Genomic DNA, 25,300 nt, shown 5'->3' on the forward strand with positions numbered 1-25,300 from the left:
CCCGCGTCACGGCTCTTGTGCATCAAGGAGTTAGCGATTTTGCCATGCCGCAAATCCAGCTCAGGCGCTGTGCAAGCCATCGTGGATGGTCTGGGCCAGCTCCTGACTGATGCCGGGTACCTTGGCCAGTTCATCCACGCTCGCCTTTTTGACCTCCTGCAGGCCGCCCAGATATTTGAGCAGCGCCTGCCGCCGCTTTGGCCCCACCCCCGGAATATCCTCCAGACTGCTGCTAGTGCGGGCCTTGGCCCGTCTGGCCCGGTGGCCGGTAATGGCAAAACGGTGAGATTCATCGCGAATATGCTGAATAAGGTGCAAAGCGGGCATATCTGCCGGCAAATGCAGCTCTTCGTGGCTCTCCCCCATGATGAGAGTTTCCAACCCCGCCTTGCGGGTGACCCCCTTGGCAATCCCCACCAGCAGCGGATATTTACCGCCGAGAAACTCCAGCTGACGGGCCAGGATCTCTTCGGCGCGGCGCAACTGGCCGAGTCCACCGTCGATAAACAGCACGTCCGGCACCTTGTCCGGCTCCTGCTGCTTGCCAAAGCGGCGCTCCAGCGCCTGCTCCATCGCCGCGTAGTCATCACCGCCAGTGATACCGTCGATATTGAAACGACGATATTCCGATGAGAGCGGCCCCTCCCGGTTGAACACCACGCAAGAGGCCACCGTGCGCTCCCCCATGGTGTGGGAGATATCGAAACACTCCATGCGAGCGATGGGGCGCTCCAGCTCCAGCAGCTCTTCCAGCTGATCGTAGCGCGCGGTGATGGTGCTCTTGTGAGCCAGCCGCGAGCGCAGCGCCGTCTCGGCGTTGATGGAGGCGAGCTTGATAAAACGGGCCCGTTCGGCGCGGGTACGGCTCACCACCCGCACCTTGTAGCCTGCGGTCTGGCTCAGAGTCTCGGCGATGACGCTCTCGTCCTCAAGGGCCACATCGAGCAGCACCTCGCTCGGGATCTGCCGCCCCCCCTGCCCCGACAGATAGAACTGCAGCAGGAAGGATTGCACCACCTCGTCGAGCTGGGTATCGGCCGGCACTTTCGGGAAGTAGCTACGCGAACCCAGCACCTTGCCCTGACGAATAAAGAGCACGTGGATGCAGGCCGCACCTTGCTGGAAGGAGACCCCCACCACATCCAGCTCGTCCAGCACGTTGCCGCTCACCGACTGCTGTTCGGTGACCCGGCGCAGCGCCAGGATCTGATCCCGGTAGCGGGCTGCCTCTTCAAAGCGCAGATCGCCGCTGGCGGACTCCATCTTTCCCACCAGCTCGCCAATCACCTGCTGGTTCTTGCCCGCCAGAAACAGTTTGGCCAGCTCCACCTGCTGGGCATATTCGGCCTCGCTCACCAACCCGGGCACGCAAGGGCCGGCGCAACGCTTGAGCTGATAGAGCAGGCAGGGACGGGTGCGGTTGGCATAGACCGCATCCTCGCACTGACGCACCGGAAAAATCTTCTGCATCAGGTGCAAACTCTCACGCACCGCGCCGCCAGAGGGGTATGGGCCGAAGTACTCTCCCTTGATCTTTCGGGCACCACGATGCACGCCGATGCGCGGATGCTGGTGCGCAGTGATGATGATCCAGGGGTAGGATTTGTCGTCCCGCAGCAGCACGTTGTAACGGGGTTGGTACTGCTTGATCAGGTTGTGCTCGAGGATCAGCGCCTCGGTCTCGGTGTGGGTGACGGTGACCTGGATATCGGCGATCTGTCGCACCAGGGTGCGGGTCTTGATGCTGTCGACGTTGGTGCGAAAGTAGGAGGCGAGCCGCTTTTTCAGCTCCTTGGCCTTGCCCACATAGATCACGGTGCCACCGCTGTCATACATGCGGTAGACGCCGCTCTGATGGGTGACGGCGCTCAGAAACGCCTTGCTGTCGAAGAGTGGTTCGGGAGAGAGGGTCATCAGCTACTCGGCTCACACAAAGGCAAAAATTGACGGGCAGAGCATACTGCCCCCGCCGCCTGAAAAGCAAAAGGGCAGAAAAGCAAAAAGGCGGCACGCGCCGCCTTTGTGACCACACGCCACCCGATTAGAGGGTATCGGCATCCAGCATGCCATAGCGAATGGCCAGATGGGTCAGTTCCACGTCACCGTTGATCCCCAGCTTGCTGAACAGACGATAGCGGTAGCTATTGACCGTCTTCGGGCTCAGGTTGAGCTGCTCGGAGATATCAGTCACCTTCTGCCCCTTGGTGATCATCATCATGATCTGCAGCTCGCGCTCGGAGAGGGACTTGAAGGGATTCTCGTCAGCGGAGGCGAACTGGCTGAGGGCCATCTGCTGGGCAATCTCCGGGGAGATGTAGCGCTGACCGGAGTGCACCAACCGGATCGCTTGGATCATCTCGTCAGGGGCAGCCCCCTTGGTCAGGTAACCGGCGGCGCCGGCCTGCATCACCTTGGTGGGGAACGGATTTTCTGAATGAATGGTCAGCACTATGATGCGCACATCGGGGCGGATCCGCAGAATTTTGCGGGTCGCTTCCAGACCACCAATACCCGGCATGTTCATGTCCATCAGGATCACGTCCGGATGGTGTTGGCGACAGAACGTAACTGCGGTCTCGCCGCTCTGTGCCTCACCCACCACCTTGATCCCGCGCACATCTTCAAGAATGCGTCTTATCCCTGTACGCACCAGCTCATGATCATCGACCAGGAATACATTTATCACCCAAACACCCCGTTTTATCTCGTTTTAGCCGCCCGGTTAGGGTTAACAGGGCGTCTTGCATCATAACCAAACTCGTCGCTTTGGCAAACCATGCACGCCAAAAGTTTGAGAAAACCCATGTTTAGCGTTTAAAATCAAATAATTATATAAATTTTCAAAACAAAAAACGGTGCCTTGCGACACCGTTTTTCATGACGTTAGTGCTGTGGCCATCACTTGGCCAAAAAGGCCCGCACCTTCTCCAGATCGGCCTGGGTATCCACCCCGACCGGCGGCGCTTCAAGGGCCTGGGCGACGTGGATCTTCTCCCCGTACCAGAGCACCCGCAGTTGCTCCAGTGCCTCGACCTGCTCCAGCACGCTCGGTGCCCAGTCTACGTAACGCTGGATAAAGCCGGCGCGATAGGCATAGATACCGATATGACGCTGGTAGTGGTCACCAATCTGCTCATGGCTCTTGGCAAAGCGATCCCGATCCCACGGGATGGTGGCGCGACTGAAGTAGAGGGCATAGCCATCCTTGTCTGTCACCACTTTCACGGCGTTCGGATTGAACGCCTCTTCGGCATCCTTGATCGGCACCGACAAGGTCGCCATCGGCGCCGTGGCAGCGGCCAGATTGTCGGCCACCTGACGGATGATGGCGGGTGGAATGAGCGGCTCATCCCCCTGCACATTGACGATGATGGTATCGGCAGCAAAACCGTAGTGACGGCACACCTCGGCCAGACGCTCGGTGCCGGACTGGTGATCCGGTGAGGTCATGCACACCTCGACGCCGGTACTCTGCAGTGCCTGCTGTACCCGCTCGTCATCGGTGGCAACGATCACCCGATCGGCACCTGATTGCAGAGCTTTCTCCACCACGTGCTGCACCATGGGTTTACCATGGATATCCGCCAGCGGCTTGCCCGGCAGGCGGGTTGACGCATAGCGGGCCGGAATAACGACAACGAAACTCATGACGGCAGCTCATCGCTGTTGAGCGGACGGGCACGGTTCTCCAGCAGCACCGGGATCCCCTCCTCCAGCGGATAGGCCAGCTTGTCAAAGCGGCAGACCAGCTCATGAACTGCTTTGTTGTAGTGCAGCTTACCCTTGCAGACCGGGCAGGCGATGATGTCGAGCAACTTGATGTCCAAAGCCAAAACGATACTCCTTCAACGATGTCGCGCTGGCGGCTTCATCACGCCAACGATGGATGTCGAGCAACCAGATATTCCATACGGGACCGCTATTGGTCCACTTCTCCCGCTCAGGCGGGAGAGATTAATCTTGCGCCCTAGTCGCGCCCTTTGCCTTCGCCCCCAGCTTGTGCAGCAGGGCATCGAGCAGGGAGGCGGGCAACTCGGCATTGACCGGCAGATACCACCAGTTATCGAGGGCAAACGGGCGGCACTTGACCGCATCCTTCTCGGTCATCAGCAGCGGCTTGCTGGCAAAGCGGCCCACCAGCTCATCCCGATCAAAGGGATGATGATCGCCGTAGGCGGCCTGCTGTTCCAGCTGATAGCCGAGCCCTTCCAGGGTGGCAAAGAAGCGGGGTGGATGACCAATCCCCGCCAACGCATCGACCGGCCCCGACAAGGGGGCGGCAAGCGGTGCATCGTCGCGCACCCGGCGCGGGGTGTCGGCGACCAGTTGCATGGGGTACTCCCCCTTGCCCGGCTCACCGCCGTTGCAGATGATGGCGTCCACCCGTTTGAGACGAGTGACCGGCTCGCGCAGCGGCCCCATCGGCAGCAAGCAGGTGTTGCCGAAACGGCGCGCTCCGTCCACCACCACCAGCTCGATGTCGCGGGCCAGCGCATAGTGCTGCAGACCATCGTCGGTGATGATGATATCCACTTCACCGCTCTGCTCCAGCAGTCGTACCGCGTCGGCCCGCTTCGGAGCAACCACCACGGGGCAGCCGCAGCGCCTGGCAATCAGCACCGGCTCATCCCCCGCCTGCGCCGTGGTGCTGGTTTCATCCAGACGATAGGGGTAATGGGGCGCCTTGCCGCCATAACCACGGCTCACCACCCCGGGGCGATAGCCACGGGCTTGCAACTGCTCCACCAGCCAGACCACTACCGGCGTCTTGCCGTTGCCCCCCACCGAAATATTACCCACCACGATCACCGGCAAGGAGGCGCGATACCCCTTGCGCCAGCCGTGACGATAGGCGTAGCGGCGGCTGCCGCTGATGATGGCAAACAGCAGGGCAAAGGGGGCCAGCAACCAGCGCCAGCCACTTTTGCGATACCAGAGCCGTTCCAGCATCAGGCCTTGCTTCCCGCGTTGCCAAACTGAATAGCGCGCAGCTGGGCATAGGTGCCGCGCTGCTCCATCAATGCTTCGTGGTTCCCGCGCTCGACGATATGACCTTCGTCGATCACCAGGATCTCATCCGCCTTCTCGATGGTGGAGAGACGGTGGGCGATCACCAGCGAGGTACGGGCCTTGCAAAGCTCGTCAATGGCCGCCTGAATGTGGCGCTCGGACTCGGTATCGAGAGCTGAGGTGGCTTCATCCAGCAGCAGAACCGGCGCATCGCGCAGCAGGGCGCGGGCGATGGCAACGCGCTGGCGCTGACCGCCAGAAAGAGAGGCACCATTCTCACCAACCACGGTGTCGTACCCTTGCGGCATCTTGCTGACGAACTCGTCAGCGTGGGCGATGCGAGCGGCCTGCACGATCTGATCGCGGCTGTACTTGTCTTCTGCCGCGTAGGCGATGTTGTTGGCCACCGAGTCGTTGAACAGGTGGACATGCTGGGAGACCAGCGCGTACTGCTTGCGCAGCTCGCTCAACTTGTATTCGCGGATGTTGATGCCGTCCAGCAGGATCTCGCCCTGATCAATGTCGTAGAAGCGGGTCAACAGGCTGGCAATGGTACTCTTGCCAGAGCCGGAACGGCCCACCAGCGCCACCGATTTCCCCGCCTCCACCTTGAAGCTGACGTTGTGCAGCGCCGGGGTGTCCTTGGTCGGGTAGGTGAAGGTGACGTTGCGAAACTCGATCTCGCCGCGGGCACGCTCCAGAGTGCGGGTGCCGGTATCCTGCTCCGGCTCGGTGTCGAGCAGGCCAAACAGGCTGTGGCAGGCGGTGATGGCCCGCTGGAACTGGTTGTTGACGTCGGTCAGGCTTTTCAGCGGCTTGAGCAACATCATCATGGAGGTGATCATGACGGTAAACGTACCGGCAGTCAGGGTTGATTTGACGCTGTCAATGGTCGCGACATAGAGGAAGGCCGCCAGCGCGATGGAGGCCACCATCTGCACCACTGGACTGCCGATGGCATCGGCGGCGACCATCTTCATAGTCTGCTGGCGCATGTTGTTGCTGACCTGGAAGAAGCGTTTCTCTTCCACCTTCTGGCCACCAAACATCAGCACCTCTTTGTGCCCTTTGAGCATCTGCTCGGTGGAGGTGGTGATATCCCCCACCGCCTGCTGGATGTGACGGCTGATCTGGCGGAAACGACGGCTGATAAGGCCGATGATGACCCCCACCAGCGGGCCAACCACCAAAAAGATCACCGACAGCTGCCAGGAGTGCCAGAACATCAGGCCGAGCAGGCCGACCACGGTCGCCCCTTCCCGTACCAGGGTCACCAGCGTGGTGCTTGCCGCCGAGGAGACCTGGCTGGCGTCATAGGTCACCTTGGAGAGCAGATGACCGGTGTTCTGACGGTCGAAGAAGCTCATCGGCATCGCCACCATGTGATTGAACACCTGCTGTTGCAGACGCATCACGACGTGGTTGCCGACCCAGGCCATGCAGTAGTTGGAGAGAAAGTTGGCGACACCACGCAGGGCCACGATGCCGAGGACGAAGAAGGGCATCCATTTCAAAACGGTGCTGTCGTTGCCATTGATGCCCTGATCGATCAACGGCTTGATGGAGTAGACAAAGGTGGTATCCACGGCGGCGTAGCCCAGCATCCCTATGATGCCACCGACCAGGCCCAGCTTGCGATCACGGACATAACCGAGCAGGCGTTTGAATACTGGCCAGCTCTCTTGTGAGGTTTCTTGTTGCATGAATAGCCGTTAGTAATGGAAATGACGGGCTATTCTAGCCAAAGCGCAGGCTTACACCAAGCGCCGCCACCTATATCGCATTCCTACACGGCAGAAATGGCCGATTATTGCTCAAACCACACTCGCGGTCGCCACCAGTCGCCACTGCGCTGGTACCAGGGCCCCACATCTCGCTCGGCGGTGACGCTCAAGCCCGCTGCGGTGGGTTCGACCAGCATCGCCCCTTGCTGACCGGTGATCCACTGGCGGGCATCCCGATAGCGGGCCACTACATCGGGACGGGGAAAGCCCCACTGATTCATAAAACCGGCGCTGTGGATCACATCCTTTGCCGCCACCGCCGCGACAAACGGGGGCGTGGAGGAGGTTCGACTGCCATGATGGGGGCTCACCAGCAAGGTGCTGGCCAACCCCTCTCCCTCCAGTGCCACCAGTCTCAGCTCTGCCTGCCGTTCGATATCGGCACTCAGCAGCACACTGCGCTGCCCATCGCTGATACGCACCACGCAGCCATCGTTATTGCGCCCGCCACCGGGGCGCTCGGGCCAGAGCACTGCAAACGAGAGCCCCTGCCAACGCCACTGTTGCCCACGCTGGCAGAGCGTCGTTCTCTCACTGAAAGGGTAAGAGGAGAGCTCATAGCGCACCGGCATGGCGCTGAGCAGTCGCTTGCGATTGCCGGCATGGTCCCGATCCTTGTGGCTGATGATGAGGCGATCGATGACCCGGATCCCCAGATGACTCAGCTGGGGCAGGATCACCGCGTCCGCCATGTTGTAGCCTCCGGGATAACGATCGCCGGTGTCATAGAGGATGGCTCGCTCCCCCTTGCTGATCAGCACCGCCAGCCCTTGCCCCACATCCAGCACCCGCAGTTGCCAGCGGACTGGCGTTGGCCAGAGCGCCAACAACAGCGCACACAGACCCGGTAGCCAGAGCCAGCGTGCCGGGCACCACTGCGCGGCGAACCAGAGCAGCAACAACAGGGTGCAGAGTGGCAGCCACCAGCCGGGCAGTGGCCACCACAGTTGCAGTTGATCGGCGAGCCAGCTCAGGATCGTCAGCACCCACCCGAGCCCCAGATCCGCCAGCCAGAACAGGACATAGGCAAGCGAGGTGGAAAGCGGCGCCAACAGCACACCGATCAGGGCCAGCGGGATGATGGCGATACAAAAGAGCGGCACCGCCAACAGGTTGATCACCATGGCAAGGGGCGCTATCCCCTCGAACAACGCCAGTTGCAGCGGCAGCAGACCGAGCAGCAGCCAGAGCTGGATCTGCCAGAGCCCCGGCTTGTCGTGGACATATCCCACCAGCAGCAAGATGGCCACCGCCAGAAACGAAAGCCAGAAGCCGGCCGAATAGAGGGCGAAGGGATCCCAGATGGTCAATACCACAAAGGCCCACAGCCAGATGCGCCAGGCCGGCCACTCCCGCCTGCTCCAGCGCAGCACACTCCACACCAACACCATGATCAGGGCCCGCTCGGTGGCCACCGCAAACCCCGCCAACGCGCTGTAGACGGCGGCAAACAGCAGGGAGGTGATGATGGCGCCACGCAGGCCAAACAGCCTGCCCAGCCACCACCCAAGCACCGCCACCAGCGCAATGTGCTGCCCTGAAATGGCGATGATATGGGTCAGGCCGCTGCCGCGAAACAGCTCCCACTGGGCATCCGTGATGCCGCTCTGCTCGCCAAAAGTGAGCGCCGCCAGCAAGGGGGCATAGTCAAGCGGACGCCAACTCTCGGTCGCCGCGCCCAACCAGCGTTCGCGCCACCCCACAGGTGCCTGTTGAATGTCGATCACCCGGCGCAAATTGCCGGTGGCGGTGATCCCCTTGCCCAGCAGCTGACGCCGCCCATCCAGCCCCGCCTCGTTGGCCAGACCGTGAGCCGGTTTCAACGAGCTCACCAGGGTGATCCGGCTACCTACTGTCATGGCGGGCAAAGCCTGATAGGCATTGACCCGGATCAGGGGCTCAGGTGTCACCGGTTGTTCGTCGAGGGAGCTCACCCGCAGCAGCAGCCGGACAAATTTATCCCCCTCGGGCTCTGCACTTTGCAGCTCTGCGGTTATCATGTGGCTCGTCTGATCGCCCAACCGCTCCAGCCAGGCCAGCCGATAGGCAAGATTGGCCTGCATCCAGAGGATGCCGAGCAGGAGAAACAGCCACCGCCAGGCACGGCAATATGCAAGGGGGATCAGCAGGGACAGCAACAGGCCCCCCCATGCGAGTGAAGGTAACCATGGCCAGAGCAGTGAGGAGCTTGCCCCCAGGGCAAACGACAACAGACGCAGATCCATGGAGCAAGTATTTAGCAAGGTTTCAATATGCCCAAACGACTCATTAAACGCTGGATGCCCGATCAGCAAACCCTGAAAGAACACAAGCACCTGCGACTGTTCGGCAAACTGCTGCTCGATGCCAACCTCTGGCACCTCAACCGCCGCTCGGCTGCCGGGGCATTTGCGGTGGGCCTCTTCATGGCCTGGGTGCCGCTCCCCTGCCAGATGCTGCTGGCCGCCGGTGGCGCCATCCTGTGCCGGGTCAATCTGCCGCTCTCGGTGGCGCTGGTCTGGCTCTCCAACCCCTTTACCATGCCGCCCCTGCTCTATGGCGCCTATCTGGTGGGTTGCCAGCTGCTGGGACATTCGGCGCAGCAGATAGAGATTGAGTTCACCTGGGAGTGGCTGGTCTCGGTACTGGGCACAGTGGCACCGCCGCTGTTGCTGGGCTCGCTGATCCTGGCCCTGCTCAGCTCCCTTATCGGCTACACCCTGATCCGCACCTTCTGGCGGATCAGCACGGTGCGCCAGTGGCAAAAACGCAAGATGGCCCGCCCATGCTGAGTCGCTGGTTTGCCCGCTTCAAGCTAGATACCGATACCCTGCGCCAGCAGAAGTGGTTTGCCCTGTTTGGTGAGCGGCTGCTTGCCCCAGCCCTCTGGCAAGGGGGCACCCGCGCCCTGAGTGGCGCGGTGGCGGCCGGGATCTTCGCCTGCTGGTTCCCCATCCCGATGCACTCCCTCATCGCAGTCGGTCTGGCGCTGGCATTCAGCCTCAACCTGCCGCTGGCGCTGCTGGCGGTCTGGTTCAACAACCCGCTCACCCTCCCCTTCATGTACCTGTATGCCTATCGCACCGGCTGTCTGGTGCTGCACCAGACACCGGAGCCTTTCCACCTCAGCTGGACCCTGCACTGGCTGGAGCAGGAGGCAGCCACCCTGGCGCCCCCCTTCCTGCTCGGCAGCCTGCTGCTGGCGGTAGTCACCGCCCTGAGCGGCGGCGCCCTGACCGCTCTGCTGTTGCAACTGCGCAAGCTGTGGCAAGGTGCCCGCCACCACTGAGTCGCCCTTACCCTTGTTTGGCGATCAGCCGTTGGCGATCAAAAAAGCCCGTCACCAAGGTGACGGGCTTTTCCATGGCATAGAACCAGAGCGCAAGGTGATGCGATTACAGCACCTTGGCAATGGCCTCGCACAGGGGATCGATATTGGCGCGGGTAATACCGGCTACGCTGATCCGGCCTGAGCCGACGATGTAGATGGCAAATTCGCTCTTGAGGCGCTCAACCTGATCCTTGGTGAGACCGGAGAAGGAGAACATGCCGTTCTGCTCGCGGATAAAGCTGAAATCCTGGCTCACGCCGAGGGCAGCCAGCTTCTCTACCAGCAGTTCGCGCATCTCGCGAATACGCACCCGCATGGCGGCCACTTCTTCGACCCACTCGGCATAGAGAGCCGGATCGCTCACCACGGCGGTGACCACGGCGGCACCGTGTGACGGCGGGTTGGAGTAGTTGGCACGGATCACTGTCTTGACCTGAGTGAAGGCCACATCGGCGATCTCTTTGGTCGCGCTCACCAGCGTGAAGGCGCCGACCCGCTCGTTGTAGAGGCCGAAGTTCTTGGAGAAGGAGCTCGCCACCAGCAGCTCGTCATGGCATTCGGCGAAGATACGCAGGCCTTCGGCATCCTCTTCGATACCACGGGCAAAACCTTGATAGGCGAAGTCAAACAGCGGCAACCAACCGGCGGCCGCACTCTGCTTGGCCAGCGCGCGCCACTGATCGCTAGTGGGATCGATACCGGTCGGGTTGTGGCAGCAACCGTGCAGCAGCACCAGCTCACCCGGCTGCACTTCGGCCAGCGAGGTCTGCATAGCGGCAAAGTCGAGTCCCTTGGTGGCGGCGTCGTAGTACTTGTACCACTTGACGGTCAGGCCCGCGGCCTGGAATACGCTGACGTGGTTGGCCCAGGTGGGATCGGAGATCCAGATGGTCTTGGCCAGACCGTTGCGCACCACGAATTCGGCCGCGATACGCAGGGCACCGGTACCGCCCGGCGCTTGCGCGGTCTTGGCGCGGCCACTGGCAACCAGCGCAGAGTGCTGCCCGAACAGCAGTTGCTGCACGATGCGGCCATACTCGATATTGCCTTCAATACCGAGGTAGTTCTTGGTCTTCTCGTCGGTCAGCAGCTTCTGTTCGGCTTTCTTGACGCAGTGAAGAATGGGGGTGGCACCGGACTCGTCCTTGTAGATCCCTACGCCCAGATTGATCTTGTGGCTGCGAGAGTCAGCGCGGAAGGCTTCGGTCAGGCCCAGGATCGGATCCGCTGGGGCGGCAACAACCTTTTCAAACATGGTATTCCCTGTATTCCGTTGAGTTCGTTGGGTGGCAAAGCGGCTTGATAAACAAAAGCGCTCATCTGGCGAGCGCTTCGTCAACTCTTTATATCACCGCGTTCAATGAGGGAAAACCGCTTTTTGGCTCGCTTTCAGACCAATTTCAACCAACGGCATGCCACGCTGGCGCCAGTGCGCACACCTCGGCCGACAAGCCACCATTGGACTCAACCAAACCGCTACAAACTGCTAACAATAACTTGGGGATCCGGCTCGGCTCCCACGGCCTAGCCTCAGTCAAAGGTTGGGCATACGCACTGAGAATGGGGGCCAGATCACGGGGCAGCCACCAGCTGGCCGGACGGCCCAAGCGCTGGGCCAACGCCTGCAGCCTATCCACCCCGGCAGGGTCGAGGGCGGTGAGATGACTCCACAACACATTGGGGGGCAAGGCGGCAACTACCTGCTGCAAGGCAAAAGGAGCCGATGGGGGTGCCCACACCAGCAAGGTGCCAGCATCAAGGGGCAACTCGGCAAAAGCGCCGACGCTGTCGGTGGTGATCACCCGCTCGATACTCCCCTCCCCCCAGAGGATCTTGCCAAGACCCGCCAGGGTGCGCTCGGGCAGCGCCACCTCCCCCAGCGCCTGCAACCAGGGGGCTGCGTCGATCAGGGTACCGCCGCTGAAAAAGAGGCTGAACGGCTGGGCTGCGCGCAAGCGCAACAGCTGATCGGCACAGAGCCGGATCCCCTTGTCCTCGAAATCGATCTGCTCATTGGGGGTGAAGTTCACCTCGCTCTTGCGATAGAGCGCCGCCAGCACCCGTTCGTTGACCTGCTCCCCCAATTGCCAGCCCTGAGCATGCAACCACTCCTCGGGCTCGGGGGGAGCGGTGGCGATCTCGGCCAGCATCAGCTCGCGGGTGAGATAGCGCCGTCCAGCCGGGGTGAGCTCATAGCTGTGGCTGCCATGGGCGAGCAGCAGCTGGTTATCCTTGAGCAGGCCTACCAGTGGTTGCCACTGGCGGCCACGGATCACCACAGGTGAGTGACTCAGCAACTGCTGCGCCAGCGCCCGCCATTCGGGGTGACTAAAGTCGATCAATTACAATCCATCCCTGTCAGTGCTCAATCGGATAAACAGCCTGAAAAGGTACCGTTACAGGCCGATGACGCCAAGCCTCCCGCGCCAATTACGTGACCCCGCTCCCTGCAATTTTCCCCAAACAGAAGAGCCCACCGTGGGGTGGGCTCTTCCTTGGATAACACTCGACACTTATTCGACGTTGAGGCGCAGCTCGGCGTCGTGCCAACCCAGTGGCAGGGTCAGAAGCTGATCGATCAGCTCCCGGCGATCGGATTTCTCCAGATAGGCGAGATAGAGCGGACGGCTCAGCGGCTGCCCCCCCTCCACCAGATGGAGCGCGCCCTTCTCGAGGAAGGGGCTGACCATCCGCCGTGGCAGGTAGGCAGCACCACCGTTGGCCAGCACGAACTGCAACGCCATGCTGGCGGAGCTGGAGTGCAGCACCGGGGTCTTTTGCAGGCTCTGCAAGCGGCTGGGTTGCGGCTCGAAGCTGGTGCCCCAGTCGAGGTGGATGTGCGGCATCTGCATCAGGTTGTCGGCATTGGCGGCCGGATCCCGGCTCACCAGCTCGAACACCAGCTCACCGATGGGATGCAGGGCAATCTCGTCGATCTTGGTGGGCTCGGAGAGCAGGGCCAGATCGAGGGAGCGCTCCAGCAACTGGCGGCAGAGGTGCTCGCGGGAGGCTGTTTCCAGCCGCACCGCCAAACCGGGCGCCAGCGCATAGATGTGATTGAGCCAGTCGTTGAAATCGAGCTCCCAGAACACCGCGGGCGCGCCGATAGCCAACTGCTGGCTGAATCCTGGCGAGAGCGCAACATCCTGCTTGGCGCGACCAAGGGTGTGCAAGATGGCGTCTGCGTAGGGCAGCAGACGCTCACCGGAGGCGGTCAGGCGGATGTTGTTGCGATGACGGGCAAACAGACTGACACCCAGTTGCTGCTCTAGCTGGCGGATCCGGAAACTCACCGCCGACTGGGTCAGGTAGAGATTTTCAGCAGCCCGGCCAAAATGCCGGGTCTTGCTCACCTCGATAAAGGTCCGAAGCAGCTCGGTATCCATTAATCGATGGACTCGTCACTGCCACCACCGCTGCCACCACCGACATCAAAGCTGCCGCCACCGCTGCTCTCTTCGCTGGCGCCGCCAACGACGGTGCAGAGGCGATGAACGCGCTTGGGACCGATCACCTTGAGGTACTTGAACCACACCTTGGCATGGGGGTTGGCACCGGCTTCGCCGGATTTGACCTGCTCGACGAAGGCGGACTCGACATCGTCACGGGGTGCAAGGTTGCCCTGGTAGAGTGCCAGCATGGCGGTACCATACTTTTCCAGACTGTCCGCTTCGGCCACAGTGAATTCGCCACTGCGACGCAGGCCACGGGGAAAATGTTTGAAGTCGTTGAAACGCTTGTCTGATTCGAAGCTCATAGTGCTCTTTTTTCTGGTTAGTTTGACCTTTGCGGGCAAGTATCATCAGGCCATCGCCGAGTGCAAAATCAATTTTCTCACTATGTTAATAAATATCTTTTATCGAAGTCACTTTGCCCCATCGCTGACGCCGATTTTGTGGCATAACACACAAAAAACGTTGATAAATAATAAACTTATGTAAACGTGCAGCCAATTTGCACGTCACTTTTTGAACTGTGCAGGCAAAAATAAAGCGCCATACGGCGCTTTATTTATCACATCAGGTGAACCAGCTGAACCTTTGGTTCAAACATGCTTACTCAATCATGGTCGGTTGGGCCAGGTTGTCGGCACGCCACAGACGGTAGCGCACTTCATACTCCTGCGGCACGTAGATCACGAACGGCAGTTTTGAGTTGTAGTTCACGAAGAAGCCCTGACCGTAGATCTGGACGAAGGTCTCTTTCTGCTGGTTATCCGGGCACATCATCAGGGTGCTGATGGGGTCGGATACTTTGCCCAGTTTCAGGTAGTTGTAGCCCCAACCTTTGACGCTGTGCTGTTCCAGGTTGCCTGCAAAACGCGGTACGTTGCAATCAACCATCATCTTTTTGCCGACCTGCAGCTCGACCATCATGTCGGCTTCTTTCTCGACTTCAGGCAGGCGGATCACCACACGTTCCTGATTCACGTCAGCGGCTGGGAACATGCTGATATCAAATTTTTTCGGCTCGGCGGCGAAGGCATGGCCACCCAGCAACAAGGCGCCCAGCAGGCTAAAACGCAATACGGTTTTCATCTGTACCTCATGGGGTTGGTTCAACGCCGCTAGACTAACCGCTCTGCCGATTTCATGCCAGCGATCTGCTACGTAAAAACTGCGTAAAATGATGCAGATCCGGCACACCATGACGTGATCTGGCTATTTTCTGACAGGGCGCACACTCCCGTTACGGGAACCTGAAACAAAAAGCGAGGCCAATTGGCCTCGCTTTGCACTCAAATGGCGCCAGAGTGCTATTTAGCCGCCTCTTGATGGGCCTTGATGACGGCCACCGCCTTGTCGGGGAAGTCGCTGAACACCCCATCCACATCGGCCTGATAGAGGAAGATGTTAAGGAGATCGGTGAAGTCCTTGGCATAGGCCGGGATCTGCCCCTCATCCTGACGGAAGGTATAGGGGTGAACTTTCAGGCCCACCGCGTGGGCTTCTTTTACCATGCCGGTGAAGACCGGCTTGCCCAAAGTACCCGGCTCGGTGACGATCATCGGCTTCCACGGGCCAATCCCTTCGGCATAGCTGGCGATGGTTTTCATCGCCCCCGGCTTGAACATCCAGTCATAGTTGTAGGGGGTCGCCTTGCCCTTGGCGTCGTAGACCATGGTCTCGTTCCAGTCGGTCTCGGCCATCAGCTGCACCAGTTTCAGATCCATACCCATGGCGGGCATCAGCTCGCTGTTGATGCGCTTGAGCTCATCGGCATCGAAACACTGCAGATAGACCTTGTCATCCTTCCCGGTGTAGCCGTACTCCTTGAGCACCTTCAGCACTGCTTTGGAGATATCCTTGCCTTCGTGACGGAACAGCCAGGGCGCCTTGATCTCCGGGTAGATGCCGATGTTCTTGCCGGTGCTCTTGTTGAGCCCCTGGATCATCTCGATCTCCTCCTGGAAGGTGTGGATCTTGAAGTCTGACTTCCAGAGCGGGAAGCGGGCCGGATAGACCGGCACCTGCTTGCCATCCACCAGCTGGAACGGTTCGGTCATACGCAGGGAACGCACCTCATCCAGGGTGAAATCCACCACATAATAACGGCCGTCCGGACGGGCACGGCCGGGGAAGCGCGCCGCCACATCGGTGATACCATCGAGGAAGTGATCGTGCATCACCACCAGCTGATCATCCTTGGTCATCACCAGATCCTGCTCCAGATAGTCTGCCCCCATGCCATAAGCCAGCGCCTTGGACTCCAGGGTATGCTCGGGCAGGTAGCCGGAAGCGCCACGGTGGGCGATCACCACCTTGCCTTCATCGGCAGCCAACGCGGGTAATGAGAGGGATGCCCCAAGGCTCAAGGCGATGAGGGAAACGGCGAGTTTTTTCATATGTGATGCTCTTTATTATTGTGTGTAGGTAATTGTTCTATCAGAGGTTTGTTGCATATTTACGGTGGAAAGCGGTGGGCAGCAGCGCACTGCCCACCGTCACTCATCAGCTCGCCTTGCGCAGAGCCTGATGGTATTGGTCGAGCCAGATCTGCAGCATCTGCTGCTCTGAGTCGTTCAGGCGCAGCCCCAGCTTGCTGCGGCGCCAGAGGATATCCTCCAGTGAACAGGCCCACTCCCGCTCGATGAGATAACGCACTTCCGACTCGTACAGGCCACCACCAAAGTGAATGCCGCGATCCTCTTTCAGCCATAGACGGGCATGGGCGCCATAGGCCTCGGCAATGCGAAGGGCACTGCGATCATCGAGCCAGTCAAACTCCAGCGCAAAGGCACGGGCCAGCTCGCGCACCGAGCAGTCAAACTCGCCGCCGGGCAGACGGCTGGTCGCAGTCCAGTCATCCCCCATCTGGCTGAACCAGGGCTTGAGCTTGTTGCAGGCGGCCTGCGCCAGCTTGCGATAGGTGGTGAGCTTGCCGCCAAACACCGACAAGAGCGGCGCACCATCTGATTCGCCAGAGAGCTCGAGGGTGTAGTCGCGGGTCACCGCCTGCGGCGAGTCTGACTCGTCGTCACAGAGCGGGCGCACCCCGGCATAGGTCCAGATCACATCTTGCGGCGCAATTTGGCGAGTGAAGTGGGCGTTGACCACCTTGCACAGGTAGGTAATTTCGGCCTCGCTGATCTTCGCTTCCCTCGGGCTGCCGTGGTGCTCCACATCGGTGGTGCCGATGAGTGAGTAGTCCTGCTGATAAGGGATGACGAAGACGATGCGGTTGTCTTCGTTTTGCAGGATATAGGCCTCTTCGCGCTCATGGATGCGCGGCACTATCATGTGGCTGCCTTTAATAAGGCGAATGCCGCGGGGGGATTTCTCGTGCAGGCTCTCGTCATAGAAGGTCTTGACCCAGGGGCCCGCTGCATTGACCAGACCACGGCAGGTGACGGTGAACTGCTCGCCCCCTTCCCGCTCCAAAGTGAGCGTCCAGTGTTTGGAACCGCGCACCGCCTTGATGCAGCGGGTGCGGGTCTGCACGTCGGCCCCCTTGTCACGGGCCATCATGGCGTTGAGTACCACCAGCCGGGCGTCGTCGACCCAGGCATCCGAGTATTCAAACCCCTTGTTGATCCCCGCGCTCAAGCCATCTTGCGGCAGGAAGCGCACGCCACAGCTCCCCTTGAGCTTGTCGCGCTTGGCCAGATTGTCATAGAGGAACAGACCGGCGCGGATCATCCAGGCCGGACGCAGGTGCGGGCGGTGCGGCAGGCGAAAACGCATGGGGCGGGCGATGTGAGGCGCCATACCGAGCAGCACCTCACGCTCCGCCAACGCCTCTTTCACCAGCCGGAATTCGTAATGTTCGAGATAGCGCAAACCGCCGTGGATCAGCTTGCTGGAGTTGGACGAGGTGGCAGAGGCGAGATCTTGCGCCTCAAACAGGGCAACCTTCAGACCCCGTCCTGCCGCATCGGCTGCGATGCCGACCCCGTTGATGCCGCCACCGACGACGACCAGATCATAATGTTCGCTCATGTTCACCTACTTTCATTTTTATGATTGCTATAACAGCAATGTTTGATTTCGCTCATTTTAGAACATGAAAATACAACAAACGAACATTTTATGATGAAAGTGTGATCGCCACAGCCCGCCAGAGGTGGCAAAGGGGACAGGTCAGCGGAGCAAATGGCGTCGGGCCAAAATCGGCGGGTTAATAGCCAAAAACACCAGATTGAATAGTGGTTTTTGCAATACCTATAAAGGGGTGATATGGGTGCAGGGATGGGGGAGAGAAAGAGAAAGGAGGCCGCCCTGACGGGCGACCGGCACAGCCTTGGCGTGTTTCGCCGTCAGCAGATGTGGCAGGCGATCTGGTGTTGCGCCATCAATCGCGCCAGCTTTTCCGGTGGCTCCTGATCGGTAAAGAGGGCGTGGATCTGGCTGAGATTGCCCAGATTGACCATGGCATTGCGACCGAACTTGGTGTGGTCGGCGGCCAGGAACACCTGACGGGAGTGAGCGATGATGGCCTGGGCAATCTTCACCTCGTGATAGTCGAAATCGAGCAGGGAGCCGTCGTTGTCGATCCCCGAAATCCCGATGACACCATAGTCCATGCGAAACTGACCGATAAAGTCGCGGGTCGCCTCCCCCACGATACCGCCATCGCGGTTGCGGATCTCGCCGCCGGCAATGATGACGGTGAAGTCATCCTTGGCCGTCAGAATGCTGGCCACGTTGAGGTTGTTGGTGACGATGCGCAGCTCACGGTGATCGAGCAGGGCGCGGGCAATGGCTTCGGTGGTGGTACCTATGTCGATAAAGAGCGATGAACCGTCGGGAATATTGGCCGCGACCTCGCGGGCGATGCGCTCTTTCTCCTTGAGTTGCATCACTTTACGGGCGCTATAGGCGGTATTGACGGTACTCGAATGCAGGGAGGCACCGCCATGATGGCGCCGGATCTTGTTCTGTTCGGCGAGATCGTTCAGATCCCGGCGAATGGTCTGGGGGCTGACGTCAAAGTGGGTCACCAGATCGTCGGTCGAGACAAATCCCTGCCGCGTCAGGACGTCCAGGATCTCCAGATGTCGTTGGGTTTGCTTCACGCTTGCACTCCGATGATGAGACAAAAAAAGGCCCCGGCAGATGCGGGGCCTTTTGGCAGTTTACCTGATCCCCTTTGGGATCAATAAGCTGAGGATCACGTTTTATGCCTTATGGGCAGCCGCTTTCTTGGCCGCAACGGCAATGTTCTCATGCTTGAGGGTCATCGCCAGCAGAATGATGGAGAGCACGCAGGAGACGGTCAGCACCATGAAGCCGCCATCCCAACCGAAGTGGTCAACGGTATAACCCAGCATGGCGTTGGCTGCCACGGCGCCGCCCAGATAACCGAACAGACCGGTGAAACCTGCCGCAGTACCGGCTGCTTTCTTCGGTGCCAGCTCAAGAGCATAGAGGCCGATCAGCATGACAGGGCCGTAGATCAGGAAGCCGATAGCCACCAGCGCCATCATGTCGATGGTCGGGTTGCCGGCCGGGTTGAACCAGTAAACCAGCACAGCCAGGGTCACCAGCACCATGAACAGGATACCGGCCGGGGCACGGCGGCCCTGGAACATCTTGTCAGAGATCCAGCCGCACAGCAGGGTGCCCGGAATACCGGCCCACTCGTAGAGGAAGTAAGCCCAGGAGGAGTTGTCGACGGTGAAGTGCTTGGCCTCTTTCAGGTAGGTTGGCGCCCAGTCCAGCACACCGTAACGAATGAGGTAAACGAAGGCGTTGGCAATCGCGATGTACCACAGCAGTTTGTTGTGCAGCACGTACTTGACGAAGATCTCCTTGGCGGAGAACTCCTGCTCGTGGCTCTCGTTGTAATCCTTCGGATAGTCGTTCTTGTACTCCTCGATAGGAGGCAGACCGACCGATTGCGGGGTATCACGCATCACGAAGAAGGCGATCACCGCGATGGCGGCCGCCGCTGCCGCAGGCACATAGAAAGCGCTGCGCCAGTCGTTGAACCAGCCCATCCCGAGGATAAACAGCGGGCCAATCATGCCGCCACCCACGTTGTGGGCCACGTTCCAGACTGCAACCACTTCACCGCGCTCTTTCTGTGACCACCAGTGCACCATTGTGCGACCGCAGGGCGGCCAGCCCATGCCCTGTGCCCAACCGTTCAGGAACAACAGCACAAACATGATGGCAATGCTGGAGGTGGCCCAGTGCATGGTCCCCATCATGAACATGATGGCAGCCGAGAGCAGCAGACCGGCGGAGAGGAAATAACGGGCGTTGGAACGGTCAGAGACGTTCCCCATCAGGAACTTGGACAAACCGTAAGCGATGGAGACCCCGGAGAGCGCGAAACCGAGATCACCACGGGAGAAGCCCTGCTCGATCAGATAGGGCATCGCCAGACTGAAGTTTTTCCGTACCAGATAGTAGCCGGCGTAACCGAAGAAGATCCCGAAAAACACCTGCCAACGCATGCGTTTGTAGAAGGGGTCGACCTTGTCAGCCGGGAGCCTGTCGATGTGCACCGCAGGCCTGAAGAGACTAAGCATGTTCTGCTTCCTTATTGTTGTTATGGGCGGTTGAGGATGCCCTGACCATTCCAACGAATCATGTGAGTCCACTGATTCGTAAGCGAGCCTATTGTGCTCATATGCGCTCATTTAATCTGTGATGCATGCTCAAATATTGCAGTTTTATTACAAATAAAAGCTCCAAATGAGAAATCACTCAGCAAGCGCCAGCCCTTGTGTAGCAAGGGTTGCAAGCTACCCCCTAAGTGGTAACTGGCGGTTATCAAGATGCTTTACGTCACATTTTCTTAGCAATGAGTGGGATCTTGTCCACATTTCCTATGGAGGGGGGATGGTGAAATTATTGGGAAGGGTTATTTTCTGTCACGACCGATAACGAGCGCAAACGAGCATAACGTTTGCGCAAGACGCAAAAACAACAAGGAAACGTTTTCGGCAGCAACGGATAGACACAAAAAGATAAAACGGAACATCAAACCTCTACGGGTGGATATAAGGAACAAAAGTATGAGCATACAAAGACCCAATACCCTGCTTGGCGAGTGCATCGCCGAGTTTATCGGAACCGGCCTGCTGATATTTTTCGGCGTCGGATGTGTGGCGGCACTGGTGCTGGCAGGCGCCAACTTCGGGCAGTGGGAAATCTCCATTACCTGGGGTCTGGGTGTGGCCATCGCCATCTATGTGACCGGCGGCATTTCAGGTGCCCACCTCAACCCGGCTGTAACCCTGGCGCTGATGACCTTCTGCGGTTTCGACAAGCGCAAGGTGGTGCCCTACATCATCGCCCAGATGGCCGGTGCCTTCTGCTTCGCGGCCCTTGTCTACTTCCTTTATGGTAACCTTTTCACCCAGTGGGAAGTGACCCATAACGTGGTGCGCGGCAGCGTCGAGAGCCTCGGCACCGCCGGGATCTTCTCCACCTACCCCAATGCCCTGCTGACCAATATGCAAGCTTTTGCCGTCGAGCTGGTGATCACCGCCGTCCTGATGCTGGGCATCATGGCGCTGGGTGACAACAACAATGGCGCCCCCAAAGGTTTCGCAGCCGCTCTGCTGATCGGTATCCTGATCGCGGTGATCGGCGCCTCCCTTGGCCCGTTAACCGGTTTTGCCATGAACCCGGCCCGTGACTTTGGTCCGAAACTGTTCGCGTTCTTTGCTGGCTGGGGTGATGTTGCCCTGACCGGTGGTCGTGACAACCCCTACTTCTGGGTTCCGATCCTTGGCCCCATCGTTGGCGCCCAGATTGGTACCGCTCTGTATGTCAAAGTGCTGGCTCCCTGCGTCCCGGGCAACCGTGTCGTCACCACCGAGCAAGCGACCCAAACCGCCAAAGAAGAGGCTGCCGCATAAGAGCGGCCCCCTCCAACGTATAAAAACGTGGAAAATAGAAACGTGGAGAACATCATGTCTGCTGAAAAGAAATATGTCGTCGCTCTGGACCAGGGAACCACCTCTTCCCGCGCCATCGTGTTTGATCAGGATGCCAATATCGTTGGCACCTCCCAGCGCGAATTCACCCAGCACTACCCGAAAGCGGGCTGGGTAGAGCACGACCCGATGGAGATCTGGGCAACCCAATCCTCCGTCTTTACCGAAGTGCTGGCCAAGACCGGCCTGCGCAGCGAAGAGATCGCCGCCATCGGTATCACCAACCAGCGTGAAACCACCGTTGTCTGGGAAAAGGCCACCGGCAAGCCCATCTACAATGCCATCGTCTGGCAGTGCCGCCGCACCGCCGCCATCTGCGAAGAGCTGAAAGCTCGCGGTCTGGAAGAGTACGTTCGCGAGAACACAGGTCTGGTGCTGGATGCCTACTTCTCCGGTACCAAGGTGAAGTGGATCCTCGATAACGTGGAAGGTGCCCGTGAGAAGGCGATGAACGGTGAGCTGCTGTTCGGCACCATCGATACCTGGCTGGTCTGGAAGATGACCAATGGCGAAGTGCACGTCACCGACCCGACCAACGCCTCCCGTACCATGCTCTACAACATCCGCGAGCTGAAGTGGGACGAGAAGATGCTGGACGAGTTGGGCATCCCCATGTCCATGCTGCCGGAAGTGAAACCCTCTTCCGAAGTGTACGGCTACACCACCCGTGGCGGCGGCTCCCGCATCCCCATCGCCGGTATTGCCGGTGACCAGCAGTCTGCCCTGTTCGGCCAGCTCTGCTTTGAAAAAGGGATGGCCAAAAACACCTACGGCACCGGCTGCTTCATGCTGATGAACACCGGTACCGAGCCGGTTCGCTCCAGCAACGGCCTGCTGACTACCGTTGCCATCGGCCCGAAAGGGGAAGTGAACTACGCGCTGGAAGGTGCAGTGTTCATGGGCGGCGCCACCATCCAGTGGCTGCGTGACGAGCTGAAGATCATTCACGATGCCCGCGATACCGACTACTTCGCCTCCAAGGTGGGCGATACCAACGGCGTCTATCTGGTACCGGCCTTCGTTGGTCTGGGCGCGCCCTACTGGGATCCGTATGCTCGCGGCACCATGGTCGGTCTGACCCGTGGTGCCAACCGCAACCACATCATCCGTGCTGCGCTGGAATCCATCGCCTATCAGAGCCGCGATGTGCTGGATGCGATGCAGCAGGACTCCGGCATCAAGCTGGCTGCGCTGAAAGTCGACGGCGGCGCCGTAGCCAACGACTTCCTGATGCAGTTCCAGGCTGACATGATGCACACCCCGGTGGTGCGTCCGACCCGCATCGAGACTACCGCCATGGGTGCCGCCTTCCTGGCCGGTCTGGCAGTCGGCTTCTGGAAGAGCTCAGACGAGCTGGAAGACAAGTTCAGCGTGGACCGCGAGTTCATCCCGCAGATGGACAGAGACGATCGCGCCAAACGTTACAGCGGCTGGCAAAAAGCGGTTGAGCGTTCACGCCGTTGGGCTGAAGAGGATTGATCGGGCACCCGACATTCCGTTGAGATAAACACCAGAGAGGCCGACCGCAATGTCGGCCTCTCTTTTTATGCTTTCCCTTGCCGGTTTCTGCCCCCTTCCCCGCTAATTGCTCCCTCCTGTTTTTCTGCCGCCCTCTGTTGTCACCATCCACCACAACACAATTGAGTTCTCTATCTATAATCATCATCTGGGTCGCATATGCGACCTTATTTATGAGGAGAGCGATATGGAGAGGGCGATACACCGTTTTACACTGCACTCACTCTGGTCAGGGCTCGGGATCCGTACCCGGATCCTCGCTGGCGTGGCGATACTGATGGCCATCGCCATCAGCTGCATCACCTTGATCCTCGAGCAGATATCCCACAGTCAGGCCCAGCAGCGGGTCGAACGCTACGAGCTGCCAAGCAGCGTGGATCGCATTGCCAACCAGCTGACCGCCCAGCTTATCCAGCACCTGACCGAAGCGCAGGCGCTGGCCAGCAACCGTTTTGTCATCGACTGGCTGACCATTGGCATGCCAGAGCAAGAGTGGCCCGCCATGGAACGCTACTTTCAGGATCTGCAACGGCGGATCGGCGGCAACGTCTTTATCGCCCCCCGCCAGAGCAGCACCTTGATCAACTTCAGCGGCGGCCCAACAGCCCAAAAATCGCTGAGCGAATCAGACCCGAAAGATGGCTGGTTTTACGGCTTTCTCAAACGCAGCAAACCCTATGAGCTGAACCTCGACATCTCGGATTTTGACAAGCGCGCCTCCCTCTATATCAACACCGCCGTCACCCACGAGGGCAAGACCCTGGCGGTGGCTGGCACCTCCATCGACATGAGCGCCCTGAGCAAGCTCATCAGCGGCTACCGGATCGGCAAGAGTGGTCAGGTCTATCTGGCGGACATGGAGGGCAATATCGAGATCCACCCCGAGCAGGAGGTGGAAGGCGCCGCCCACCACCAGCAATCCTTCCTCGATACCGTCAAGCGGCTTATTCCCAATGCCCGGGAACAGGTGGCCGTAGAGGCGCTAACACTGGAGGGGCAAACCTACCTCATCGCGGTGCGTTACATCCCCACCCTCAACCGGCTGCTGATTGGCGAGATCAACAGCGCCGAGCTGGAAGAGGGCCTGCAGGAATCCCGCCAGCTCATCATCATGGTCTCGCTCGCCATCGGCGGGATCGCCATGCTGGCATCCGCCTGGCTGGCTCACTCCATCAGTCGCCCCATTCGTCAGGCAGCCGATGGCATGCATCACATCACCGCCGATCGGGATCTGGCGACCCGTCTCGATTTCTCTGACGAGTCGGAGCTGGGCATGATGGCCCAGAGTTTCAATCAGCTGATCCAGAGCCTGAACCAGAGCTTCTCCCGCTTCCAGCAGTCAGGCAGCGCCCTCTCCGCGCAGTCGTCCCAATCCATGCAGCAGGCCCAGGCACTGGCAGGAGAAGCGTGCCAGCAGGCCCAGAGCATTCAGGAGCTGACCACTGTGGTCACCACCATCGGCGACAACGCCGAGCAGATCGCCAGCCGCTCTGAAGGAGTCAACGACGTAACCCAACGCATCGCCAACCATATGCTCAGCATCGAGCAGGATGTGACCCAGAGCGCCGCGCAACTCGACAGCTTGCGCAGCAGCATCGGCAGCTCCTCGGCCCTGCTCGATGAGGTGGTGAAAGACAGCAACAACATCACCCAGATCATGAACCTCATCCGCGATGTCTCAAACCAGACCAACCTGCTCGCCCTCAATGCTGCCATCGAAGCGGCCCGGGCGGGGGATATGGGACGGGGCTTTGCGGTGGTGGCCGACGAGGTACGCCAGCTGGCGGTGCGTACCCAGACCGCCACCAAGGATGTGCAGGATCTCATCTTGCGCCTGCAGGAGGGAACCCGGCAGGCCAGCAGCTCGATGGCAGACTCCCGCAACCTGAGCGAAGAGGGATACAACCGGATGAATCAGGCCAGAGAGGTGCTGGTTGATGCCACCAGCCAGATCAACCAGACCGCCCTCGAGATCAACGAGATCAGTGCGCTGGCGCAGGCGCAGAATCAACAAATGGGGCAAGCCAGAACGGCGCTCGATGAGTTGGCCATGGTGGCCGAACACCAGCGGGAACACGCGCAGGAGAGTAATGCCGCCAGCCGCGAACTGTTCGAACTGGCCAAGGCCATCGACGAGCAGATCCGCCAATACCGGATTGGCTAGACCCGGCGCTTCCCCCTCTCCCTCTCAATAACCAAAACGCCACCGCAGGGTGGCGTTTTCATTTTGCAAATCATTTTGCCTGCCCTCTCGAAACGGGAATAACGAACAAGACAGCAAGCCAT

Annotated in this window: 21 protein-coding genes; 5 read left to right on the plus strand and 16 right to left on the minus strand. The window is 59.7% G+C overall.

Going from position 1 to position 25,300, the window contains the following annotated elements:
* Positions 1-60: 60 nt before the first annotated feature.
* The 7 genes from uvrC to AB5Y84_RS01185 form a co-directional block, all read right to left on the minus strand.
* Positions 61-1,914 carry an excinuclease ABC subunit UvrC gene (gene uvrC / locus AB5Y84_RS01155; RefSeq protein ID WP_368176203.1) on the minus strand — a complete coding sequence of 618 codons (1,854 nt, stop codon included), beginning with the start codon at positions 1,912-1,914 and terminating at the stop codon, positions 61-63.
* A 127-nt stretch (positions 1,915-2,041) separates the two neighbouring features.
* Complete coding sequence (gene uvrY, locus AB5Y84_RS01160; protein WP_005337448.1) at positions 2,042-2,686, minus strand: UvrY/SirA/GacA family response regulator transcription factor; 645 nt, start codon at positions 2,684-2,686, stop codon at positions 2,042-2,044.
* A gap of 212 nt (positions 2,687-2,898) precedes the next feature.
* Entirely contained in the window at positions 2,899-3,648 is a 750-nt protein-coding gene (gene kdsB, locus AB5Y84_RS01165; protein ID WP_368176204.1) for a 3-deoxy-manno-octulosonate cytidylyltransferase, read from the minus strand.
* On the minus strand, positions 3,645-3,833 hold the full coding sequence (locus AB5Y84_RS01170) for a Trm112 family protein (RefSeq protein ID WP_005347033.1): 189 nt from the start codon (positions 3,831-3,833) through the stop codon (positions 3,645-3,647). The genes kdsB and AB5Y84_RS01170 overlap by 4 nt, the downstream gene beginning before the upstream one ends.
* 121 nt (positions 3,834-3,954) lie before the next feature.
* Positions 3,955-4,950 carry a tetraacyldisaccharide 4'-kinase gene (lpxK, locus tag AB5Y84_RS01175; RefSeq protein ID WP_368176205.1) on the minus strand — a complete coding sequence of 332 codons (996 nt, stop codon included), beginning with the start codon at positions 4,948-4,950 and terminating at the stop codon, positions 3,955-3,957.
* The gene (gene msbA / locus AB5Y84_RS01180; RefSeq protein ID WP_204379950.1) at positions 4,950-6,713 is read right to left on the minus strand and encodes a lipid A ABC transporter ATP-binding protein/permease MsbA; all 1,764 of its coding nucleotides are present in this window, start codon (positions 6,711-6,713) and stop codon (positions 4,950-4,952) included. The genes lpxK and msbA overlap by 1 nt, the downstream gene beginning before the upstream one ends.
* Before the next feature lie 104 nt (positions 6,714-6,817).
* Positions 6,818-9,019: a DNA internalization-related competence protein ComEC/Rec2 gene (locus AB5Y84_RS01185; RefSeq protein ID WP_368176206.1), complete on the minus strand. Its 2,202-nt coding sequence runs from the start codon at positions 9,017-9,019 to the stop codon at positions 6,818-6,820.
* A gap of 27 nt (positions 9,020-9,046) precedes the next feature.
* Here AB5Y84_RS01185 and AB5Y84_RS01190 point away from each other — a divergent pair, with 27 nt between their 5' ends.
* Together AB5Y84_RS01190 and AB5Y84_RS01195 are read left to right on the plus strand one after the other, a co-directional pair.
* Positions 9,047-9,565, plus strand: a complete 519-nt coding sequence (locus AB5Y84_RS01190; RefSeq protein WP_005350890.1) for a DUF2062 domain-containing protein — start codon at positions 9,047-9,049, stop codon at positions 9,563-9,565.
* Positions 9,559-10,062: a DUF2062 domain-containing protein gene (locus tag AB5Y84_RS01195; protein WP_368176228.1), complete on the plus strand. Its 504-nt coding sequence runs from the start codon at positions 9,559-9,561 to the stop codon at positions 10,060-10,062. The genes AB5Y84_RS01190 and AB5Y84_RS01195 overlap by 7 nt, the downstream gene beginning before the upstream one ends.
* Before the next feature lie 106 nt (positions 10,063-10,168).
* On the opposite strand, the gene AB5Y84_RS01200 is transcribed toward AB5Y84_RS01195, so the two are convergent.
* The 9 genes from AB5Y84_RS01200 to glpT form a co-directional block, all read right to left on the minus strand.
* Positions 10,169-11,359: an amino acid aminotransferase gene (locus AB5Y84_RS01200; protein ID WP_139411948.1), complete on the minus strand. Its 1,191-nt coding sequence runs from the start codon at positions 11,357-11,359 to the stop codon at positions 10,169-10,171.
* 145 nt (positions 11,360-11,504) lie between these two features.
* Entirely contained in the window at positions 11,505-12,446 is a 942-nt protein-coding gene (locus tag AB5Y84_RS01205) for a hypothetical protein (protein WP_368176207.1), read from the minus strand.
* Between the two features lie 171 nt (positions 12,447-12,617).
* A complete protein-coding gene (hdfR, locus tag AB5Y84_RS01210; protein ID WP_005337525.1) occupies positions 12,618-13,490 on the minus strand; it encodes an HTH-type transcriptional regulator HdfR in 873 nt (290 codons plus the stop codon).
* Entirely contained in the window at positions 13,490-13,861 is a 372-nt protein-coding gene (locus AB5Y84_RS01215; protein WP_005350885.1) for a DUF413 domain-containing protein, read from the minus strand. The genes hdfR and AB5Y84_RS01215 overlap by 1 nt, the downstream gene beginning before the upstream one ends.
* Positions 13,862-14,159: 298 nt before the next feature.
* The gene (gene eco / locus AB5Y84_RS01220) at positions 14,160-14,642 is read right to left on the minus strand and encodes a serine protease inhibitor ecotin (RefSeq protein WP_368176208.1); all 483 of its coding nucleotides are present in this window, start codon (positions 14,640-14,642) and stop codon (positions 14,160-14,162) included.
* Positions 14,643-14,860: 218 nt separating this feature from the next.
* Positions 14,861-15,949, minus strand: coding sequence for a glycerophosphodiester phosphodiesterase (gene glpQ / locus AB5Y84_RS01225; protein ID WP_368157331.1), 1,089 nt, complete (start codon positions 15,947-15,949; stop codon positions 14,861-14,863).
* Positions 15,950-16,055: 106 nt separating this feature from the next.
* Complete coding sequence (gene glpD / locus AB5Y84_RS01230; protein ID WP_368157330.1) at positions 16,056-17,543, minus strand: glycerol-3-phosphate dehydrogenase; 1,488 nt, start codon at positions 17,541-17,543, stop codon at positions 16,056-16,058.
* 317 nt (positions 17,544-17,860) lie between these two features.
* Positions 17,861-18,619 (minus strand): DeoR/GlpR family transcriptional regulator, encoded by a 759-nt coding sequence (locus AB5Y84_RS01235; protein WP_005337538.1) that lies wholly within the window; start codon positions 18,617-18,619, stop codon positions 17,861-17,863.
* Positions 18,620-18,721: 102 nt separating this feature from the next.
* On the minus strand, positions 18,722-20,080 hold the full coding sequence (gene glpT, locus AB5Y84_RS01240; protein WP_368176209.1) for a glycerol-3-phosphate transporter: 1,359 nt from the start codon (positions 20,078-20,080) through the stop codon (positions 18,722-18,724).
* Positions 20,081-20,569: 489 nt separating this feature from the next.
* Between glpT and AB5Y84_RS01245 the strand changes: the two genes are divergently transcribed.
* From AB5Y84_RS01245 to AB5Y84_RS01255, 3 genes are all read left to right on the plus strand, one after another.
* Positions 20,570-21,418 (plus strand): MIP/aquaporin family protein, encoded by an 849-nt coding sequence (locus AB5Y84_RS01245; RefSeq protein ID WP_005350866.1) that lies wholly within the window; start codon positions 20,570-20,572, stop codon positions 21,416-21,418.
* A 54-nt stretch (positions 21,419-21,472) separates the two neighbouring features.
* Positions 21,473-22,975: a glycerol kinase GlpK gene (glpK, locus tag AB5Y84_RS01250; protein WP_005337546.1), complete on the plus strand. Its 1,503-nt coding sequence runs from the start codon at positions 21,473-21,475 to the stop codon at positions 22,973-22,975.
* 226 nt (positions 22,976-23,201) lie between these two features.
* On the plus strand, positions 23,202-25,178 hold the full coding sequence (locus AB5Y84_RS01255) for a methyl-accepting chemotaxis protein (protein WP_368176210.1): 1,977 nt from the start codon (positions 23,202-23,204) through the stop codon (positions 25,176-25,178).
* The last annotated feature ends 122 nt before the right edge of the window (positions 25,179-25,300 follow it).

It is taken from the genome of Aeromonas sp. s11, from assembly GCF_040907945.1.
GTDB lineage: Bacteria > Pseudomonadota > Gammaproteobacteria > Enterobacterales > Aeromonadaceae > Aeromonas > Aeromonas veronii.

What these genes read in the sequence shown, in the direction of transcription:
- uvrC (WP_368176203.1), bottom strand. Translation starts at nt 1,914, where the DNA reads ATGACCCTCTCTCCCGAACCACTCTTCGACAGCAAGGCGTTTCTGAGC.
- kdsB (WP_368176204.1), bottom strand. Translation starts at nt 3,648, where the DNA reads ATGAGTTTCGTTGTCGTTATTCCGGCCCGCTATGCGTCAACCCGCCTG.
- lpxK (WP_368176205.1), bottom strand. Translation starts at nt 4,950, where the DNA reads ATGCTGGAACGGCTCTGGTATCGCAAAAGTGGCTGGCGCTGGTTGCTG.
- msbA (WP_204379950.1), bottom strand. Translation starts at nt 6,713, where the DNA reads ATGCAACAAGAAACCTCACAAGAGAGCTGGCCAGTATTCAAACGCCTG.
- AB5Y84_RS01185 (WP_368176206.1), bottom strand. Translation starts at nt 9,019, where the DNA reads ATGGATCTGCGTCTGTTGTCGTTTGCCCTGGGGGCAAGCTCCTCACTG.
- AB5Y84_RS01190 (WP_005350890.1), top strand. Translation starts at nt 9,047, where the DNA reads ATGCCCAAACGACTCATTAAACGCTGGATGCCCGATCAGCAAACCCTG.
- AB5Y84_RS01195 (WP_368176228.1), top strand. Translation starts at nt 9,559, where the DNA reads ATGCTGAGTCGCTGGTTTGCCCGCTTCAAGCTAGATACCGATACCCTG.
- AB5Y84_RS01200 (WP_139411948.1), bottom strand. Translation starts at nt 11,359, where the DNA reads ATGTTTGAAAAGGTTGTTGCCGCCCCAGCGGATCCGATCCTGGGCCTG.
- hdfR (WP_005337525.1), bottom strand. Translation starts at nt 13,490, where the DNA reads ATGGATACCGAGCTGCTTCGGACCTTTATCGAGGTGAGCAAGACCCGG.
- AB5Y84_RS01215 (WP_005350885.1), bottom strand. Translation starts at nt 13,861, where the DNA reads ATGAGCTTCGAATCAGACAAGCGTTTCAACGACTTCAAACATTTTCCC.
- eco (WP_368176208.1), bottom strand. Translation starts at nt 14,642, where the DNA reads ATGAAAACCGTATTGCGTTTTAGCCTGCTGGGCGCCTTGTTGCTGGGT.
- glpQ (WP_368157331.1), bottom strand. Translation starts at nt 15,949, where the DNA reads ATGAAAAAACTCGCCGTTTCCCTCATCGCCTTGAGCCTTGGGGCATCC.
- glpD (WP_368157330.1), bottom strand. Translation starts at nt 17,543, where the DNA reads ATGAGCGAACATTATGATCTGGTCGTCGTCGGTGGCGGCATCAACGGG.
- glpT (WP_368176209.1), bottom strand. Translation starts at nt 20,080, where the DNA reads ATGCTTAGTCTCTTCAGGCCTGCGGTGCACATCGACAGGCTCCCGGCT.
- AB5Y84_RS01245 (WP_005350866.1), top strand. Translation starts at nt 20,570, where the DNA reads ATGAGCATACAAAGACCCAATACCCTGCTTGGCGAGTGCATCGCCGAG.
- glpK (WP_005337546.1), top strand. Translation starts at nt 21,473, where the DNA reads ATGTCTGCTGAAAAGAAATATGTCGTCGCTCTGGACCAGGGAACCACC.
- AB5Y84_RS01255 (WP_368176210.1), top strand. Translation starts at nt 23,202, where the DNA reads ATGGAGAGGGCGATACACCGTTTTACACTGCACTCACTCTGGTCAGGG.